Annotated in this window: 15 protein-coding genes; 8 read left to right on the top strand and 7 right to left on the bottom strand. The window is 68.4% G+C overall.

What is annotated here, in order from left to right:
* The first annotated feature begins 209 nt into the window (after window positions 1-209).
* From DMA15_RS30875 to DMA15_RS30865, 3 genes are all read left to right on the top strand, one after another.
* A complete protein-coding gene (locus DMA15_RS30875) occupies window positions 210-587 on the top strand; it encodes a peptidase inhibitor family I36 protein (RefSeq protein ID WP_164551862.1) in 378 nt (125 codons plus the stop codon).
* Between the two features lie 76 nt (window positions 588-663).
* Window positions 664-1506 carry a hypothetical protein gene (locus DMA15_RS30870; RefSeq protein ID WP_164551861.1) on the top strand — a complete coding sequence of 281 codons (843 nt, stop codon included), beginning with the start codon at window positions 664-666 and terminating at the stop codon, window positions 1504-1506.
* A 67-nt stretch (window positions 1507-1573) separates the two neighbouring features.
* Window positions 1574-3208: a hypothetical protein gene (locus DMA15_RS30865; RefSeq protein ID WP_240660040.1), complete on the top strand. Its 1635-nt coding sequence runs from the start codon at window positions 1574-1576 to the stop codon at window positions 3206-3208.
* A gap of 350 nt (window positions 3209-3558) precedes the next feature.
* On the opposite strand, the gene DMA15_RS30860 is transcribed toward DMA15_RS30865, so the two are convergent.
* On the bottom strand, window positions 3559-3948 hold the full coding sequence (locus tag DMA15_RS30860; RefSeq protein ID WP_125515979.1) for a cupin domain-containing protein: 390 nt from the start codon (window positions 3946-3948) through the stop codon (window positions 3559-3561).
* Window positions 3949-4042: 94 nt separating this feature from the next.
* On the bottom strand, window positions 4043-5161 hold the full coding sequence (locus tag DMA15_RS30855) for a beta-lactamase family protein (RefSeq protein WP_240660039.1): 1119 nt from the start codon (window positions 5159-5161) through the stop codon (window positions 4043-4045).
* 172 nt (window positions 5162-5333) lie between these two features.
* Here DMA15_RS30855 and DMA15_RS30850 point away from each other — a divergent pair, with 172 nt between their 5' ends.
* Entirely contained in the window at window positions 5334-6005 is a 672-nt protein-coding gene (locus tag DMA15_RS30850; RefSeq protein ID WP_125515977.1) for a helix-turn-helix domain-containing protein, read from the top strand.
* Window positions 6006-6058: 53 nt separating this feature from the next.
* On the opposite strand, the gene DMA15_RS30845 is transcribed toward DMA15_RS30850, so the two are convergent.
* Window positions 6059-6709 carry a DUF4360 domain-containing protein gene (locus DMA15_RS30845; protein WP_125515976.1) on the bottom strand — a complete coding sequence of 217 codons (651 nt, stop codon included), beginning with the start codon at window positions 6707-6709 and terminating at the stop codon, window positions 6059-6061.
* Between the two features lie 237 nt (window positions 6710-6946).
* Here DMA15_RS30845 and DMA15_RS30840 point away from each other — a divergent pair, with 237 nt between their 5' ends.
* Both DMA15_RS30840 and DMA15_RS30835 read left to right on the top strand, forming a co-directional pair.
* Window positions 6947-7804 carry a chitosanase gene (locus DMA15_RS30840; protein ID WP_276314378.1) on the top strand — a complete coding sequence of 286 codons (858 nt, stop codon included), beginning with the start codon at window positions 6947-6949 and terminating at the stop codon, window positions 7802-7804.
* 79 nt (window positions 7805-7883) lie between these two features.
* Complete coding sequence (locus tag DMA15_RS30835; protein WP_125515975.1) at window positions 7884-8819, top strand: hypothetical protein; 936 nt, start codon at window positions 7884-7886, stop codon at window positions 8817-8819.
* 6 nt (window positions 8820-8825) lie between these two features.
* Here the strand turns inward: DMA15_RS30835 and DMA15_RS30830 are convergent, their stop codons facing one another.
* Complete coding sequence (locus tag DMA15_RS30830) at window positions 8826-9686, bottom strand: virginiamycin B lyase (protein WP_125518115.1); 861 nt, start codon at window positions 9684-9686, stop codon at window positions 8826-8828.
* Window positions 9687-10188: 502 nt separating this feature from the next.
* Here DMA15_RS30830 and DMA15_RS30825 point away from each other — a divergent pair.
* Window positions 10189-11439, top strand: coding sequence for an XRE family transcriptional regulator (locus DMA15_RS30825; RefSeq protein WP_125515974.1), 1251 nt, complete (start codon window positions 10189-10191; stop codon window positions 11437-11439).
* The gene (locus DMA15_RS30820) at window positions 11439-12266 is read left to right on the top strand and encodes a hypothetical protein (RefSeq protein ID WP_164551860.1); all 828 of its coding nucleotides are present in this window, start codon (window positions 11439-11441) and stop codon (window positions 12264-12266) included. Before DMA15_RS30825 ends, DMA15_RS30820 begins: the two co-directional genes overlap by 1 nt.
* A 34-nt stretch (window positions 12267-12300) precedes the next feature.
* Here DMA15_RS30820 and DMA15_RS30815 read toward each other — a convergent pair whose 3' ends face one another.
* The 3 genes from DMA15_RS30815 to DMA15_RS30805 all read right to left on the bottom strand — a co-directional run bounded on the left by DMA15_RS30815 (window position 12301) and on the right by DMA15_RS30805 (window position 16851).
* Window positions 12301-13650, bottom strand: coding sequence for a nucleobase:cation symporter-2 family protein (locus tag DMA15_RS30815; protein ID WP_125518114.1), 1350 nt, complete (start codon window positions 13648-13650; stop codon window positions 12301-12303).
* A gap of 355 nt (window positions 13651-14005) precedes the next feature.
* Window positions 14006-15388 carry an 8-oxoguanine deaminase gene (locus DMA15_RS30810; protein WP_125515972.1) on the bottom strand — a complete coding sequence of 461 codons (1383 nt, stop codon included), beginning with the start codon at window positions 15386-15388 and terminating at the stop codon, window positions 14006-14008.
* A 44-nt stretch (window positions 15389-15432) separates the two neighbouring features.
* Entirely contained in the window at window positions 15433-16851 is a 1419-nt protein-coding gene (locus DMA15_RS30805; RefSeq protein WP_125515971.1) for a nucleobase:cation symporter-2 family protein, read from the bottom strand.
* Between the last annotated feature and the right edge of the window lie 24 nt (window positions 16852-16875).

The raw sequence follows: 16875 nt of genomic DNA, 5'->3' as shown, positions 1-16875 counted from the left end.
ATGCCACCGTCACCGCCAGCGACGCCTCGCCCCCCAGATGGCGACCGCTTCTAGCCATATGCCACGACACCGCCATAAACGCGTTGACCATTACGGGAATGCAATGTTTGTATTCAGGCGTTCGACCGACGGGACCACCGGAAAGTGGAGCAGAAAATTCCGCCCCATGCTGCGGATCTCGCTACCGACGTAAAATTCGAGAGGAAATAATGCGCAAGCTCACTCTTTCGCTCGGCCTTGTGGCCGTGTGCGCCACCAGCCTCGTTGCAATCGCCCCCGCCGCGACCGCCGCCGAAAGCGGTCCGCAGGCCTCGGCGTGCTTCACGCTCTGGGACACGAACGGCTTCAGGGACGGGTCCCGTGCATTCTCGGGGAACGACTCGACCTTCAGTGGAAACAAGTGGTCGAGCGGTGCGGCCATGAACGACGACGCCAACGCCGCCAAGAACAAGTGTGGCCACTGGGTCCACTTGCACCAGGATGTGAACTACCAGGGCCAGAGTTACGGCTTGAAGCCCCATAGCGAGGACGCCGACTTCGAGAACAATAACTTCGAGAACAAGGCCAGCTCCCTGAACGGGTTCTAAGGAAACTGCATGCCTGGGGGGTGCCGCATGCGCGGCGCCCCCCAGGCGGCATTTAAAGCATTAAGGAAGAATGAAAATGCGTAGGGGATATATTTCATTCGTAATCCTGGGTCTGGTCGCGGTCGGCTGCTCCGGCGGAGCTCGGGCGGACGGCGGGCCGGAGGCAGACGTACCTGCTCCAACCATAGAGGCCAGGGGCATTGTCTTCCCCTTCGATTCCTACGACTTATCCGACAATGACATTATCAAGACGTATGCGGCAACTGATGCTCTAGTTCGCCCATGTATGCGGGAGAAGGGACATGAGTGGAGGCGAATCAAGTCGCCCAAAAGTGTCCCTAGTTGGCGAAATCGTCTCCACTTCGGCGTCGTCGAGCCGAATGTCGCCAGTAGGTTTGGATATCACACACCTGCGGAGCTCCTGTCCTCGCCGGAGTACAGGAGCGTGGTCAAACAGATGAGAGAGCGACTGGCAAGCCTATCGAAGGACGCCGCTTCCCAAGCCGCAGACTGTCAGAAGGAGGCCGGCCGGAGACTGACACGTGGCGCAAAGACCTCTTTCGCGAAGTTCAACGACCTGAAGTCGAGTACATTCGACGCAGCCAAACGCGATCACCGCGTGAAAACCGCTACCGCCCGGTGGAGTGCATGCATGAAAGCGGCCGGTTTTGACTACGCAACCCCCTGGGGGGCTGCTAGGAAGTGGGCAGGAGAGGGCGATCCAACAAAACGAGAGATCGCCATCGCAGCGTCTGACGTGAGATGCAAGAAGAAGACTGACCTAGTCGCCATCTGGCTCTCGACAGAAAAAATGCTGGAGGAAATAGAGATCAACAGAGACAAGTCTTATTTCGATGATCTGAAAAGCTCAAATAGGCGCTACCTGCATAACGTCCGGCTGGCGCTTCCTGGAGAATAGCTGCCGATTCGGGATTGACCTACAGGGTAGGCGGCCTCTCGGCAAAATTACTGAACGGAATCCATCAGTGGCATCCACTGCCTCGTCGAGGACTGGGCTGCCTGCCCAAAAAAAGAACACCTCTCCCGTCGGGCCGAGGCGGCTGCACCCCTTTTGGAAGCAGCATCGCGTTCCCATCTCGGCCAGCGTTCTCGCCCTTCCCGCATACATTCTATGGGCCGTCTTCCTCGCCACTGGAGGCGGGGATCTTGCCGCACAGGTTTCCTGGACCCGGTTTGTTGCCGAACACCCTGGATCGCCTTACAGCCTCGCCTGGTACGGCGGCGTCCATGTAGGAAATTACAGCGTCCTGGCCCCCCAACTGATGGCGCTGCTCGGCGTGCGCACTGTCACCGTGGCCTCAGGTATTGCCGCTTCTTGGCTAATCGGCTGCGTGTTCGTGCGCAGCGGCATCCGCAACCCGATGTGGCCCACGCTCCTGGCGGTGCTGTTCTTATGGGGCAACGTCGCTTCAGGACGGTCTACCTTCGCACTGGGTGTCGCGCTGGCCTTGGCATCGTGTCTGATGTTGACGGGAAGAAGCCAGCGGCTTGTTGCGGCCGGCGTGTTCAGCACGCTGGCAACTATGGCCAGCCCGGTGGCAGGACTGTTCCTTCTCGTGTGTGGCACAGGCTGGCTCCTGAACCGAGACTTCGGCAAAGCCCTCGTGCTGTGCACTCCACCCACTGCGGTGGTGGGCTTGACGACGCTGCTCTTCCCCTTCGGCGGCGTGATGCCCATGTCCACGAGCGATCTGTGGAAGCCGATCCTCTTCAGTGTTCTACTTGCTGCGTTTGCCCCGCCCGATTGGCGGGTGCTTCGCTACAGCGCCGCGACCTACACGCTCGGCATCATCCTGTCGGCGCTGATCCCCACGCCCGTGGGAGCCAATGTCGTCCGGCTGGCTGAGCTGTTCGGCGGCCCGGTATTGCTCGCCGCGCTACTCACCGGGAAGGGGCGCCTGCTACAAAAGACGGCGCTCGGTGTCGGACTCGTGCTCTCCGCCCAGTGGGTCACGTCGCACACCATTCATGTGACGAAGATGTCGACACCAGTGCCGGCGTGGGCCACAGAAGCGCGTGGCGTACTGGCGGCGCTGGACCGGCTGGACGCAAACCGAACCCGCGTGGAGGTCGTGCCAGCGATCAATCACCGGGAGACCACCGTGCTTGGCCCTTATGTGAATCTCGCCCGTGGTTGGAATCGGCAGGTGGACGTGGAGCGAGGTGACCTCTTCTACGAGGGCCGGTTCTCGGCCGCGAAGTACCGCTCCTGGCTCAACAACTGGGCGGTGGGGTACGTCGTTCTGCCGACCGGTGAGCCCGACTTCGCGGCGAAGGATGAGGCCAGACTCGTAAAGAGCGAGCCCAACTGGCTGAAGCCGGTGTGGCACGACGCCAACTGGCGGATCTACGCAGTCAAAAATGCCCGCCCCATGGCCGCCGGCGCTGGTGCATCTGTGATCAGCAGCGACAACGCCAAGTTCACCCTCCGCACCCGGAAACAGGGGGCGGTGAGTCTGCGCATCGCCTATTCACCTTGGCTGCGAACCAACGCCGGCTGCATCGAACGTGAGGGCGAGTGGGTGCGCCTCAAGGTGCCGAGAGCTGGCCGATACGAAATCGATAGTTCGTACCTGGGCCCCTGGCAGAGGCACTGCTAAGAGGTCGTTTTCCACTGGTTTGCGCCCTCTCGTGAGCCTCGATGCTTCACAGGTGTAGCTCGCTTCAAGGAACTGAGCGCGCCAGTCAGGGGCGAAGCGGTGCGGGTTGCGTCTTTTGGAGTAAGGCAGGTTCTGCGGGATGAGAAGGCAATCCGGGCCTCCCGCGAACCTCATGGGGCACATGCACTCCTGACAACCCTTCGGCCCTAACCCTTCGCAAGGGCATGTTGAGAGCAAACGGACTCTCCAGAGGAAAACGACCTCTAGGGCGAGCCACGGGTATGTGCGGACGTGAGCCGCGGCCTGGGTCGGGCGTCGCTGTGGATGATGACCGTATGTGACGGGCCCGGCTAGGCTTCGCCGCACTTCTCCAGGCGGCTGCCCCGTGGAACGGTGACGGACATGATGTCGCTGGGGGCGTCCAGTGCGATGCGGTGCCATCGCCCGCGCGGGACGACGACCGCCGTTCCCGCCGTCAGCTTGATCTCCTCCTCCTTCTCACCCGGCCGCTGCGGGCGGAAGCAGAGACGTATCCCGCCGCTGAGGCAGGACACGACCTCGTCGGCGGCGGAGTGGACTTCCCAATGGTCGGCGTGGACGTCGGCATCGGTCTCCACATGGAAGGTCATCAGCTGCCAGCCGTCCCGCTCGGTGTCGAACACGGGTTTCGCGGCGCACGCCTGGCCGCCTTGGTCGAGGTGGATGAAGGAGGCGAAGAGATCGATCGGGGTAACGGTCATGGCGACACATCCGTTCTGCGGTCATCGTTCATCTGGTCAGGCGCAGGGCTCGGGGCCGGCCGGGTTGGCCTGGGTGGCCCGGCCGTCTCCATGGTCAGCCGTACATCGCCACGCGGTACAGCGTCGCGAGCGCGGCGTCGATGGGGTGGGGCTGCGGCACGCCGGAGGAGTCGAGTCTGTTCCACCTCTGCATGTTCACCGCGACCGCCATCTGCCGCTTGCCGTCGGCACGGATCATGGCCAGCGCTCCACCGCCCCAGACCGTGCCGCCATGGCCCCAGAAGGTGCCCTGACCGGGGCCCTCCATCGGGTGCAGGCCGAGTCCGTAGTCGATCGTCTTTCCCTCCTGGGAGATGACCGGGACGGTGCGTTGCATCTGCGCCAGCGACGACCGGCTGACGATCTCCCCGGCCAGCAGCATGCCGAAGAAGCGGTTGAGGTCCGTGACGGTTGATATCAGCGAGGCCGAGGGACCCACCCATGACATGTCGTAGACGCTGTAGTCGCGCGGCGGGTCGATCATGCCGAACCACGCCTCGTAGAGCTGCGAGTGCGGCCCGCCGACGTGTGGTCCGGCGGGGAGGTGGGCGTCCCGGAGTCCGGCACGCTCGATGACGTTCCGGGTGATGTATTGCTCGGCCGTAGTACCGGTCACCTCTTCCAGGAGTTGGACAAGGAGCAGGTAGTTGGTGTTGGAGTACAGCCCCGGAGTGCCGCCCGGGGCGCCGAAGGCGGGTGCGGTGACCCCCATCTCGATCAGTTCAGCGGGGTCGAACCGCGTGAACCGGTGGTCGTCCAGGCTCTGGGGCCCGGTGTCCGCGAGGGCGGGGAACGCCTTGAGGGAGGGGTAGGCGTACGGGAGGTACTCGGCGAGGCCGCTGGTGTGGTTGAGCAGCATCCGGACCGTGATCGCGTCACCGCGTTCTCCGGGAACCAGCTTCGGAAGGTATCTGCCGATCGGTGCGTCGAGGCCGATCTGACCGCTCTCGACCTGCTGCAGGACCGCGGCGGCGGTGAAGGTCTTGGTGATGCTGCCGACCCGGTGTCGCATGTCGGCGGTGACGGGGCGGCCGGTGACGACATCGGCGACCCCGGCGGCGCCGCGCCAGACCTGTTCACCGTCTCGCACCTCGGCGAACAGGCCGGGCACCCCGGCGCGGTGCACGTCTTCGATGGCCGCGTCCAGCACAGCCGAATCCAGTGGGTTCTTCACGTCATGCGTCCTTTCGTCTCCCCCGGGGCGGGCCACGCATCGGCCGTCCGACCCGGGCCACAGGGCACGAGCGGCATGCCGGTCCGCCCGACATGCCGATGTCCTCATTATGCACGCGGTGCGTGCAACACCAAGTGCATAAGTTACGCTGAGGGCCGGCGAGAGGAGCAAAATGGCAGGCCGAAGGCGTTGGGCAACCGAAGAGATCCTGGACGCGGCGGCGGAACTGCTGCGCACGAGCGACACGGATTCGTTCAGCGTGCGCAAGCTGGCCGCGGCCCTCGGGACCGACTCCTCCAGCCTCTACCGGCACTTCCGCAGCAAGACCGAACTGCTGCGCGCTGTCGCCGACCGGATCCTCCTGACCGCGATGGACGGCTACCACCCCGAAGGCGACTGGAAGCAGCGCCTCACGGCCCTGGCCCTTCGCGTGAGAGAGGCCTTCGGGCAGCAGCCCCAGCTCGCCGCGGTCTGGGGACGCTACGCGTCGAGCGGCACCGGTTCCCGGCTGATCATGGAAGAGGCACTACAGGCCCTGCGCGCGTCGGGGCTGCCCGACGAGGAGATCCCGGCGCGCTACCACCGGATCGCGATCCTCATCGCCGCGTTGATCGCCTCCGAGGCCGGGATGAGCGCCACCACCCCCGAAGAGCAGGAACAGGGCATGGAGCTGTTCCGCGTCGCGGTACTCGGCGCCGACCCCGAACGCTTCCCCGCCCTGGCCCACTTCGCCCGCGACGTCCGCCCCCTGGGGGTGGACCGCCGCGCCGCGTTCGACGAGATCCTCGCCGCCCACCTCGCCCACATCGAGGCCTCGGTCCCCTCAAGCCGGCCGATCGGCTAGAGGAGACCGAGGACACCGAAGAAACGGAAGAAACCGCTGTCACCGTGAAGGCTTCAACGGCGCGGCGGGCACTGCTTCCACGCCATGTGGTATTTGGTGCTGATGTCCCCGTCCGTCGAGTCCATCGTCATGAAGCTCGACTTCGCGGGGTCCGACGTGCCCACGTCGACACGCAACTCCGTGTTGATGTTGAAGTTGCGCCGCTCCCCGCACGGCGCCCAGACCAGCTGCGCCCAGTCCGTCGTATCGGTGGCCTGCCAGTTGTCGTGGTGGGCGCCCTTGAACTCATGGGTGATCGCGGCCGTGTTGGACGAACCCTGGAAGTAGTACGAGGCCTTCTCGATGCCCTTGGCGCCCGGCTGGAGCGAGGCGTAACCGCGGTAGTCCGCGCTCGCGATCGCGTACGTGAAGCCCTGCGGGACGTAGACGATGAGGTTGAGCTGGCAGTTCTTGCGGAACGCGGTGGGGTCCGCGCCGCCGCCCGCCCGGGCGAGGTAGTCGCTGTAGGTGACCGTGAAGGCCGTGTTGTCCTCGGAGACGGCGACGGCCGCGGTGCCGCGCGGACAGCCCGAGCCGTTCACCGTGGCGACCTCGATCACGATCTTGTCGGGCGGCGGTTCAAGGGTCCCGGTGGGGCTGTGCGCCGGGAGCGTGGAGCCGAACAGCGCCGCGATGGCACCGGTCAGCAGCAGTGCACCAGCCATGGTTCTCCGTTCCATTGCGAAGGAGGGGGGTTGGAGAAGTGCCGTGGTGCGTGAAGCGTGAGCGAGGGGGAGCGTACGGAGCGGCGGGAAGCGCTGCCAGAGCGATGTCCGGCCATTCCGCTTACCCGGCCCCGTCTAAGCGGACCTGTCTTGACGGGTATACGTCATGCCCGATCTCTGGTAGGAAACCTTCCTAACAGTACGCGGAACGACGAACTCCCCCTCCTGGAGGCCCTCGTGCAGACCCCCCACTCCCCGCACCACCGCCCGCACACCCTCACCTCCCGCCGCACCCTGCTCGCCTTCCTCGGCGCCTCTGCCGTGGCGGGCCCGCTCCTCGCCACCCGGACGGCGACGGCGACGCCCGCTCCTCTGTCGGTCAAGGCCATCGGGCTCGACGATCCGGCGAAGAAGGAGATCGCCATGAAGCTCGTCTGCAGCGCGGAGAACTCCAGCCTCAACTGGAAGAACTACTACCGCTACATCGAGGACATCGACGACGGCCGCGGCTACACCGCGGGCATCATCGGTTTCTGTTCCGGCACCGGCGACATGCTGGACCTCGTCGAGCTGTACACCCAGCGCAAGCCGGGCAACGTCCTCGCCAAGTACCTGCCCGCGCTGCGCAGGGTCGACGGCACCGACTCGCACGAAGGGCTCGACCCCACCTTCGTACGCGACTGGGAGAAGGCCGCCGAGGACCCGGCGTTCCAGAAGGCGCAGAACGACGAGCGCGACCGCGTCTACTTCAACCCGGCCGTCAAGCAGGGCAAGACGGACGGCATCGGCGTGCTCGGCCAGTTCTGCTACTACGACGCCATCGTGATGCACGGCGACGGCGGCGACTCCACCAGCTTCCGCAACATCCGCAAGCGCGCGCTGCGTTCGGCGAAGACGCCGGCGCAGGGCGGCGACGAGGTGACGTACCTCAACGCCTTCCTGGACGCGCGCGTCTGGGCGATGAAGCAGGAGGAGGCCCACGAGGACACCAGCCGCGTCGACACGGCCCAGCGGGTCTTCCTCAGGAGGAAGAACCTCAACCTGGACCCGCCGCTGGACTGGAAGGTGTACGGCGACTCGTACCACATCGGATAGCGGCCGCCATCCCGCACGGAACTGCCGCGCGGGGCACCCCCGGTGGGGTGCCCCGCGCTCGCGTACGTAGCCTGGATCCATGTTCCTCCGCATCACCATGCTCACCGCCGCCACCGCGGCGCTCGTCACGGCGGGCACCGCCACCGCGCCCGCCGCGAACGGCGGCTGGCAGCGAGCCGGTGACGACATCACCTCCGGCATCAGCGGGCTCGCGCGCACCGGCCCTTCGGACGGCGCCACGCACGCCCTGATCGTGCGCGACAACAAGAAGCCCGGCGAGAACCGCGTCGCCGCGCTCACCTTCCGCTCCGGCCGCTCCGCCTCGGCCACGGTCGAGCCGCTCGTCTGGTCGGGGGCGCGCGAGCCGGTCGACCTGGAGGCGATCGAGGCGGTGCCGGGCACGTCGGACGAGTACGTGGCGCTGGCGAGCCGGGGTCTCGTCTACCACCTGAGGACGACGGGCCGGACGGGCTCGACGGCCGAGGTACTGGACGTGTCCCCGCTCCCCGCGATCGCCGACGGAGACGACTACGAGAGCTTCGCGCTGGCCTCGCGGGGCGGCAAGCTGGCCGCGGTCTGGGCCGACCGTGGCGCGGGCAAGAGCCGCCCGTCGACGCTGCGCGCGGCCCCCTTCAGCTTCAACGAGTACGGCGAGGCCGACTTCGGCCCGGTCACCACCGCCCGCTACCGCGCCCCCTACCCCGCGGGCGAGGTGCGGCACGTCTCCGACATCTCCGTCACGGCCAAGGGCCGGCTTCTGATCAGCTCGGCGTCGGACCCGGGCGACGACGGGCCCTTCGACTCGGCGGTCACGCACGCGGGCGAGGTGGCGGTCGGCGCCCGCTCCGGGAAGGTGCGTCTGTCCGTCGCCAAGTCCCCTGACGTACTGCGGAAGTTCAAGGGCCACAAGATAGAGGCGCTGGAGTGCGTGCCGGGTTCGCGCACCGCGCTCCTCGGCACGGACGACGAGAACGCGGGCGGTTACGTCAAGTCGGCGGCCCTTTGCGGGAACTGACGCCCGCTAGGGAGTGACGCGGACGACCGCGCCCTTCTCCAGGGCCACCCAGAGCGACCCGTCCGGGCCCAGCGTGATGCCGTGCGGTTCGGAAGACGGCGTCGGCAGTTCGTACTCACGGATCAGGGCCGCGTCGAGGGGCTTGAGGGGCGCGGTCGTGATGCGGCCGACTCGGTTGGCGCCCCACTCGGTGAACCAGCACTCCCCTGCCGCCGACGCGACGATGGCGTGCGGCTTGGCGGTCCGGTCGGGGAGCGCGAACTCCTCGATCCGGCCGTCCACCGAGATCCTGCCGATCTGCCCGGCCATGATCTCGACGAACCACAGGGCCTCGCCGTCGGAGGCGATGCCCACCGGTCCTGCGCCCTCGGTGGGCAGGGGATGGAGGTCCACCCGGCCGTCGACGCCGATGCGGCCGATCGCGTTCGCCTGGTTGAGGGTGAACCAGAGCCCGCCGTCGGGGCCCGCCGTGATCATCGAAGGGAACCCGCCCTCGACCGGCAGGGCGAACTCGGTGAACTCCCCGTCCACGTCCACGCGGCCGACGCGGTCGGCGTTCAACTCCGTGAACCACAGCGCGCCGTCGGGCCCGGGGGCGATCCCGTACGGCCCGCTGTCGGGCGTCGGCACGGGGAACGCCTCGACCTTCCCGTCGACCGTGACGCGGCCGATGTGGTGGTCCTTGGTGCGGGTGAACCACAGCGCGCCGTCGGGCCCGGGGGTGATGACGGTCGGGCCGGACTCCGGCGCCTCGATGCCGTACCGCGTGAACTCCTCGTCCACGGTGAGGCGCGCGACCTCACCGCCGCCGTTGAGGGTGAGCCACAGGGCACCGTCCGCCCCGGTGGCGATCCCGTACGGGCCCATGGCCTCGTCCCCCAACCGGATCTCGTGCAGATGCGGGGCACGGTGGTCTGACACGGCGGTTCCTCTCGGCGGTTCGGCTCCGGTCCCGAAGATCGCTGCCCAGCTTCGCAGGCCCGCCGCGTCAGGTCGAGTGGCGCTTTTTCCGTACGTCCTTGGTGACCCTCCACACCGCGTATGCGAGGCGGATACACCGCACCGCGTTCAGGACATCCTCACCGTGCTCTGCGATGAACTGCGCGATCGTCATTGCCGGTTGCCTCCGTTCGGCCCCTGCGGGCTCTGTCGCGACGGCCGTTCCGCCGCTCGGTGACCTGGATATGGGGGGCGGTGCGGTGGCTTGAAGCGAGTGCGGACGGGGTGCGGACGGGACCGCGCGGACCTGCGGGAGGAGGCGTTGTCCGGGTGTCCGGGGGCGGACGGCGCGGACATGTGCGGACAGCCGCGTGGATGTCGGACCCAGCCCGTACGCTCGGACGTCGGGTCGTGGCACGGGGAGGGACACATGAACGAGCTGAAGCCGGTCGAGCCGCAAGCGCCCGAGGAGATGCGGGCGTTGGCGATGGGGCTGCGGCGCCTGCTCGGCAAGCACGGCTTCAGCGGCGTACGGGACGTCTCCGGCACCTGCGGTCTGAGCCGCACCACGGTCTCCGACGCCCTGGGCGGCTCGCGGGCGCCGAGCTGGAGCACGGTCTCCGCGCTGCTCAAGTGCTGCCGGGTCCAGCCGGACGCGGCCTGGCGGCGGGCCCAGGAGGACGCCAAGGCGGCCGAGCGGGAGTGGCGGCGGCGGACGCGTGCCGGGGACGCGTCCGGGCCGGATCCCTCGCCGCACACCGCCCCGGCAACCGCCGTACCCGGCACCTTCACCGTGCGTGCCCCGTACGGAGAGTTGCCGCCCCGGGTGCGCGGCCGTGACGGCCTGATGGCCGAACTGCAACGGGCGTTGACGGCGGACCGCGACCGGATCCAGGTCCTGTACGGACTCGGCGACTGCGGCAAGACCACCGTCGCGCTCGGCCTCGCCCGGCTCGCCAAGGACCAGGGCCACCAGGTCTTCTGGCTCTCCGCCGCGACGCGGGACAGCCTCGTCACCGGGATGCGTCAGGTCGCCCGTGACCTCGGCGTGCCCGAGCCACGGATCGAGGAGGCCTGGTCGGGGCGGGCCAGCGCCACGGATCTGGTGTGGCACGCCCTGGACGGCGCGCAGCGGCCCTGGCTCCTGGTCGTGGACAACGTCGACGAGCCCGGCCGTACGGCGTCCCTGCACGGCTCACCCGGCGACGGCACCGGCTGGATCCGGCCCAGCGGGGCCGGGCTGACCGTCGTCACCACACGGATCGGCAACCCCGCGATGTGGGGCGGCGAGGCCACGTGCCGTCCGGTCGACGTCCTCTCCCCCGAGGACGGTGCCGAGGTCCTCGTCGACTTCGCGGGCAACGCCGGTCCGATGGCGGACGCGCGGGCCCTGGCGCGGCGCCTCGGCGGAATGCCCCTCGCCCTCAAGCTCGACTCCCGAACGGGCACTCGGCCAGGATGTTCTTCCGGACCGTCTTCTCCAAGGGGGTCGAAGCCGCCCACCAGGCGTACTTGTCGACCTGCGCGAAGGTCGGCGAGGAAGCCCCGGCAGCGCTCTGGGCGCGAGTGGCCTGGGCCCACGAACTGGGGCGTGCCGGGAATCTGGACCAGGCCCGGCACGAGTACCACGCCGTTCTGGGCCCTTTGCGTCGCGTGGACCTCGACCTTCGGAGCACCGTGATGGTCCACGCCGATTACGTACACGTACTCGCCAAGGCGGGCAGCACCGAGACCGCGCAGACCGAGGCGCGTGAGCTTCTGCGCGAGCTGGACGCGGGGCCCAAGGACGTCGTCGACGTGGCGGCGCTCCATGTCGTGGCACAGGCCCTGCAAGAGGCAGGCCTGCTGCCGGAGACCGAGCAGGTGCACCGCGATCAGCTGGGCCTACTGGAGCGGGCGGGCGAACAGGACTCGGACCTGTACCTCAACATCTCGTCACTGCTCTGCGACAACCTCATCCACCAGGAACGCGACCCGGAGGCGCTGGCGATCCTCGACAAGCTCCTGGAGCGGTACGAATCAGCGCCGAGGCCGAGGGAGACGCCGGACCGCACTGTGGTGACGCTGTACCGGCAGCGGGCCCGGCTGCTGAGCCGGGCTCACCGTGACGAGGAGGCCGCGGCCGAGCTGTGCCTCGTCCTGGACCAGCTGCTCGTCTTCCTGCCGCCCCACCACCCGACGGTCCTGGGGACCCGCTTCCATCTCAGCGACCTCCACCGCAGGTGTGGGCAGCACAGTGCGGCCGCCCGCGAACTGGATCTGGCGGAAGCCGCGTTGGAATCGCGTGAGGAGGACACCGCCAGATGGCGCCCCCTCTCCCTGCTGTGCCGAGCCCGTGCCTCGTACGCGGCAGGCTCCTGCCAGAGCGCCCTCGCCCTCTACGAAGAACTGCTCGCGAGTCCCGACCAGGACAGCAGGATCACACGCGCGGCCCATGAGGACATGGAAGAGGTCAGTCGCGCCCTGGCGGCAGAGCAAGCCGGGGACGGACCCTCGCGCGGGACCTGACCGCGCGAGGACCACCCCGGCCCCCCGGGCCGGTTCAGCGCACCACCGCCTGCCCCGGCACCCGCGTCTCCGCGATCTCCCCGCCCGGCTCCATCGGTGCCGTGACCTCGTCGTCGTCGCGGCCCCCGCCGATGTGGTTGAAGACCAGGTTCAGGAGCACGGCCGCCACACAGCCCGTCGAGATGCCCGAGTCGAGGATGATCTTCGCGGTCTCCGGGAACGCGTGGTAGAACTCCGGCGCCGCGATCGGGATCAGGCCGACGGCCAGTGAGACGGCCACGATCAGGACGTTGTTGTCCTTCTCCAGGTTCGCCTTGACCAGCGTCTGGATGCCGCTCGCCGCGACCGAGCCGAAGAGGACGACGCCCGCGCCGCCGAGCACCGGGCGCGGCACGACCGCGATCAGCGAGGCTGCCATCGGGCACAGGCCCATCAGGACGAGGAAGCCGCCGCCCGCCGCGACCACGTACCGGCTGCGGATCTTCGTCATCGCGACCAGGCCGATGTTCTGCGCGAAGGCGCTGCACATGAAGCCGTTGAAGAGCGGGCTGACCGCCGAGCCGAGGCAGTCGGCGCGCAGGCCCGCCGCGATGGTCTTCTCGTCGGCCGGGCGGTCCACGATCTCGCCGAGGGCGAGCATGTCGGCCGTCGACTCGGTCATCGAGACGACCATGACGACGCAGAGCGAGACGATCGCGGCGGCGGCGAACTGCGGGGCCCCGAAGTGGAAGGGCGTCGGGAAGCCGACGATGTCCGCCTCGCCGACCGGGCTGAAGTCCGTGACGCCGAACGGGATCGCGACGAGCGTGCCGACGACCAGGCCGAGCAGGACCGCGATCTGCTTGACGAAACCGGTGGTGAAGCGGCGCAGGAGAAGGACGATGACGAGCGTGATGCCGGCGAGGGCGAGGTTCTTGGTCGAGCCGTAGTCGTCGGCGCCCGGCACCGGGCCCTGCGCCCAGCCGAAGGCGACCGGCATCAGTGAGATGCCGATGAGGGTGATGACCGTACCGGTGACGACGGGCGGGAAGAAGCGCACCATCTTGGAGAAGAAGGGGGCGGCGATGAAGCCGAGCACACCGGCGACGATCACCGCGCCGAAGATGATCGGCAGCGCGTCGTCCTTGTTGTCGGTCGAGTCGACGACGGCGAGCATGGGTGCGACACCGGCGAAGGTGACGCCGTTGACGAAGGGCAGCCGGGCGCCGACCTTCCAGATGCCGAGGGTCTGAAGGAAGGTGGCGAGGCCCGCGGTGAACAGACAGGCACCGGTCAGGAAGGTGAGTTCCTTCGCGGAGAGGCCGACGGCGGCGCCGACGATGAGGGGCGGGGCGACGACGCCCGCGTACATGGCGGCCACATGCTGGAGGCCGGTGGTCGCCATCTTCAGGGGCGGGAGCTTCTCGTCGACCGGGTGCACGGCCGGGGGTGTGGCGGCTTCGCCGTCGCCCTCGGACGTCTGTGGGGTGGTGCCTTGCTTGGTGAACCTGGGCTGAGTGGCCACGGTGGCTCCTCCGGTTGTTTTCCAGCCCCGGCTGGGCGCCGGCACTTTTCGCTTCTGGGAGGTGGGGCTTGGTGCAAGGACTTGCTCGGTATTCGGTTGTGGAAATGCGCCCAGGTAGTACTGACCGCCCCGGGAACGTGAAGCTTTGGGCCACGTTCCGGGGCGGCACTTGAGCAGCCCGCTCGGCTGCTCAAGTCCGGTCAAGGGCCGTCCCCCCTGACCGGAGTTCTTGGGTTCAGCTCTCGGCGGCGATCCGCGCGAGGCGCTGCGCCTCCTCCCGCGTGGAGCGGGCGATGGCGTCCTCGTCGGCGTGGAGCAGGCGGCCGTTCTCGACGACCGGCCTGCCGTTGACGAGGGAGAGTGTGACCGGGGCCGCCGCGCCGAAGACGATGGCGGTCACCGGGTCGGCGATCGAGGCGTGCCCGATGCCGTCGATCTTCCACAGGACGAGGTCGGCGAGCTTGCCGGCCTCCAGGGAGCCGATCTGCGTGGCCCGGCCGAGGACCTGCGCGCCGCCGTAGGTGCCGAGGCGCAGGGCCTGACGGGCGTTGAGGGCGGCCTCGCGGTGGGCGCCGAGGCGGTTGATGAGCAGGGCGTTGCGCAGCTCGGTGTGGAGTTCGCCGGACTCGTTGGAGGCGGTGCCGTCGACGCCGAGGCCGACGGGGACGCCCGCCTTGAGCATGTCGGGGACGCGGGCGATGCCGGCCGCGAGGCGCGCGTTGGAGGAGGGGCAGTGGGCGACGCCCGTGCCGGTGCGGGCGAACGCGGCGATGTCGGAGTCGTTCATGTGGACGCAGTGCGCCATCCACACGTCGTCACCGAGCCAGCCGGTCGACTCGAAGTAGTCGGTGGGGCCCATGCCGAAAAGCTCGTGGCAGAACTTCTCCTCCTCGACCGTCTCGCTGCCGTGGGTGTGCAGACGTACGCCCAGACGGCGGGCCAACTCGGCGCCCTGCTTCATGAGTTCGGTCGAGACCGAGAACGGCGAGCAGGGCGCGACGGCGACCTGGGTCATCGCGTCGAAGGAGGCGTCGTGGTGCTTCTTGACGGTCTCCTCGGTCGCGGCGAGCGCGCCCTCCAGGGTCTCCACGGCGAAGTCCGGGGGCAGGCCGCCGTCCTTCTCGCTGCGGTCCATGGAGCCGCGGGCCAGGGTGAAGCGCACGCCCATCTCGGAGGCGGCGCGGATGATCGACCCGGAGATGTCGCCGGAGCCCTGGGGGAAGACGTAGTGGTGGTCCATGGCGGTGGTGACGCCGCCGCGGGCCATCATGGCGAGGGAGCCCTGGGCCGCCGCGTACGTCATCCGCTCGTCGATGCGGGCCCACGTCGGGTACAGCGCCGTCAGCCAGTTGAAGAGGTTGTGGTCGGTGGCGAGGCCGCGGGTGATCCACTGGTAGAAGTGGTGGTGGGTGTTGACAAGGCCGGGCGTGGCGAGGTGGCCGGTGCCGTCGATGCGGCGTACGACGTTCTCCAGGCCCTCGGGCGCCTTGCCCGCGCCGATGGACTCGATCCTGTTGCCCGCGACGACGATGTGGCCCGAGGCGTACTCGGTGTCCTGGGCGTCGACCGTCGCGATGGCGACGTTCTCGATGACGATGCGGTCAGCCGAAGGTGCCATGGTGCTTCCTAACTGGTGAGTGGCGATGTGGGCACGGCATGACCCTAGGGAGATTTGAGTGCCGCGGCCGCGCCCTGGGCGCTGCCGCGGGTGCCGAGATGGTGGAAGAACAGGTTGAGCGAGACCGCGACGAGCGCGCCGGCGCTGATGCCGGAGCCGAGGACGGTCTGCGCCCAGGCGGGGAAGTCCGCGTAGAAGGTGGGCGCGGCGAGCGGGATGATGCCCGCGCCGAGCGACACGGCCACGAGGATGATGTTGGAGCTGTCGTCCAGGCCCGCCTCGGAGAGCGTACGGATGCCGCTGACCGCGATGGAGCCGAAGAGGACGATGCCCGCGCCGCCGAGGACCGGCATGGGGACCACGTTGACGACCGCGCCGAGCACGGGGAAGGCGCCGAGGACGAGGAGCGTGGCGCCCGCGACGGCGACGACGTAGCGGCTGCGGACCCGGGTGAGCGAGACGACGCCGACGTTCTGCGCGAAGGCGGAGGTCGGGAAGCCGCCGAAGACGGGTCCCACGAGCGTGGCGATGCCGTCGGTGCGCAGGCCGCGGGTGATGGTCTTCCCGTCGGTCTTTCGCTCGCAGATCTCACCGAGGGCGAGCATCCCGGCCGCCGATTCGGTCATCAGGACCAGCATGACGATGCAGAGCGAGAGGATCGCGGCGGGCTGGAAGACGGGGGCGCCCGCGGCGAACGGCGTGGGCAGCGCGGCCAGCGGCGCCGACTGCACGGAGGTGAAGTCGGCCATCCCGAACGGGATCGCGGCCAGCGTGCCGATGAACATGCCCGCCAGCAGGGCGACTTGCTTGAGGAAGCCGCGCCCGAAGCGCTGGAACATGAGGATGACGACGAGTGTGAAGGCGGCGAGCGCGAGGTACCTCATGTCGCCGAAGTCCGGGTGCGTCTCGTCGCCGCCTTGCGCCCACTTGACGGGTACGGGCATCAGCGTGACGCCGATGAGGGTGATGACGACGCCGGTGACCAGCGGCGGGAAGAAGCGCAGGAGCCTGCCGAAGAAGGGGCCGATCACGAGGCAGAAGACGCCCGCGACCATCACCGCGCCGTAGATCGCGGGGAGTTGCTCGCCCTTGGCGTTGGTCTCGGCGATGGCGAGGATCGGCGCGATGCCCGCCGAGGACGCGGCGTTGACGAAGGGCAGGCGGTTGCCGACGAAGCCCTTGACGCCGAGCGTTTGCAGGATGGTGGCGAGCCCGGCGATGAGCAGCCCGGCGGCGATGAGCCGGGTCTGGGCCACGGTGTCCAGGCCGCAGGCCTGGCCGATGATGAGCGGGGGGGTGACGACACCCGCGTACATGGCGGCGATGTGCTGGAGCGCGGCGGGGACGAGCCGCGAGGGGTGGAGCTTCTCATCCACCGGGTGACAGTCGGGAGTTGATCCTTCGTCACCTACGGGTGGGGTGGAACACGGGCCTTCTGCCGGCCCCTTTGCAGGCTGTGCCATTGCTGTTCCCTCCGGTGTGGCGCG

It is taken from the genome of Streptomyces sp. WAC 01529 (genome assembly GCF_003945545.1).
Lineage (GTDB): Bacteria > Actinomycetota > Actinomycetes > Streptomycetales > Streptomycetaceae > Streptomyces > Streptomyces anatolicus.
The sequence above is the reverse complement of the archived record's forward strand: the minus strand, read 5'-3'. Positions and strand labels throughout refer to the sequence as shown.

Excerpts from the sequence above, each read along its gene's own strand:
- DMA15_RS30875 (WP_164551862.1), top strand. The coding sequence starts at position 210 with ATGCGCAAGCTCACTCTTTCGCTCGGCCTTGTGGCCGTGTGCGCCACC.
- DMA15_RS30870 (WP_164551861.1), top strand. The coding sequence starts at position 664 with ATGCGTAGGGGATATATTTCATTCGTAATCCTGGGTCTGGTCGCGGTC.
- DMA15_RS30860 (WP_125515979.1), bottom strand. The coding sequence starts at position 3,948 with ATGACCGTTACCCCGATCGATCTCTTCGCCTCCTTCATCCACCTCGAC.
- DMA15_RS30850 (WP_125515977.1), top strand. The coding sequence starts at position 5,334 with ATGGCAGGCCGAAGGCGTTGGGCAACCGAAGAGATCCTGGACGCGGCG.
- DMA15_RS30845 (WP_125515976.1), bottom strand. The coding sequence starts at position 6,709 with ATGGCTGGTGCACTGCTGCTGACCGGTGCCATCGCGGCGCTGTTCGGC.
- DMA15_RS30835 (WP_125515975.1), top strand. The coding sequence starts at position 7,884 with ATGTTCCTCCGCATCACCATGCTCACCGCCGCCACCGCGGCGCTCGTC.
- DMA15_RS30830 (WP_125518115.1), bottom strand. The coding sequence starts at position 9,686 with ATGGGCCCGTACGGGATCGCCACCGGGGCGGACGGTGCCCTGTGGCTC.
- DMA15_RS30825 (WP_125515974.1), top strand. The coding sequence starts at position 10,189 with ATGAACGAGCTGAAGCCGGTCGAGCCGCAAGCGCCCGAGGAGATGCGG.
- DMA15_RS30820 (WP_164551860.1), top strand. The coding sequence starts at position 11,439 with ATGGTCCACGCCGATTACGTACACGTACTCGCCAAGGCGGGCAGCACC.
- DMA15_RS30815 (WP_125518114.1), bottom strand. The coding sequence starts at position 13,650 with ATGGCGACCACCGGCCTCCAGCATGTGGCCGCCATGTACGCGGGCGTC.
- DMA15_RS30810 (WP_125515972.1), bottom strand. The coding sequence starts at position 15,388 with ATGGCACCTTCGGCTGACCGCATCGTCATCGAGAACGTCGCCATCGCG.
- DMA15_RS30805 (WP_125515971.1), bottom strand. The coding sequence starts at position 16,851 with ATGGCACAGCCTGCAAAGGGGCCGGCAGAAGGCCCGTGTTCCACCCCA.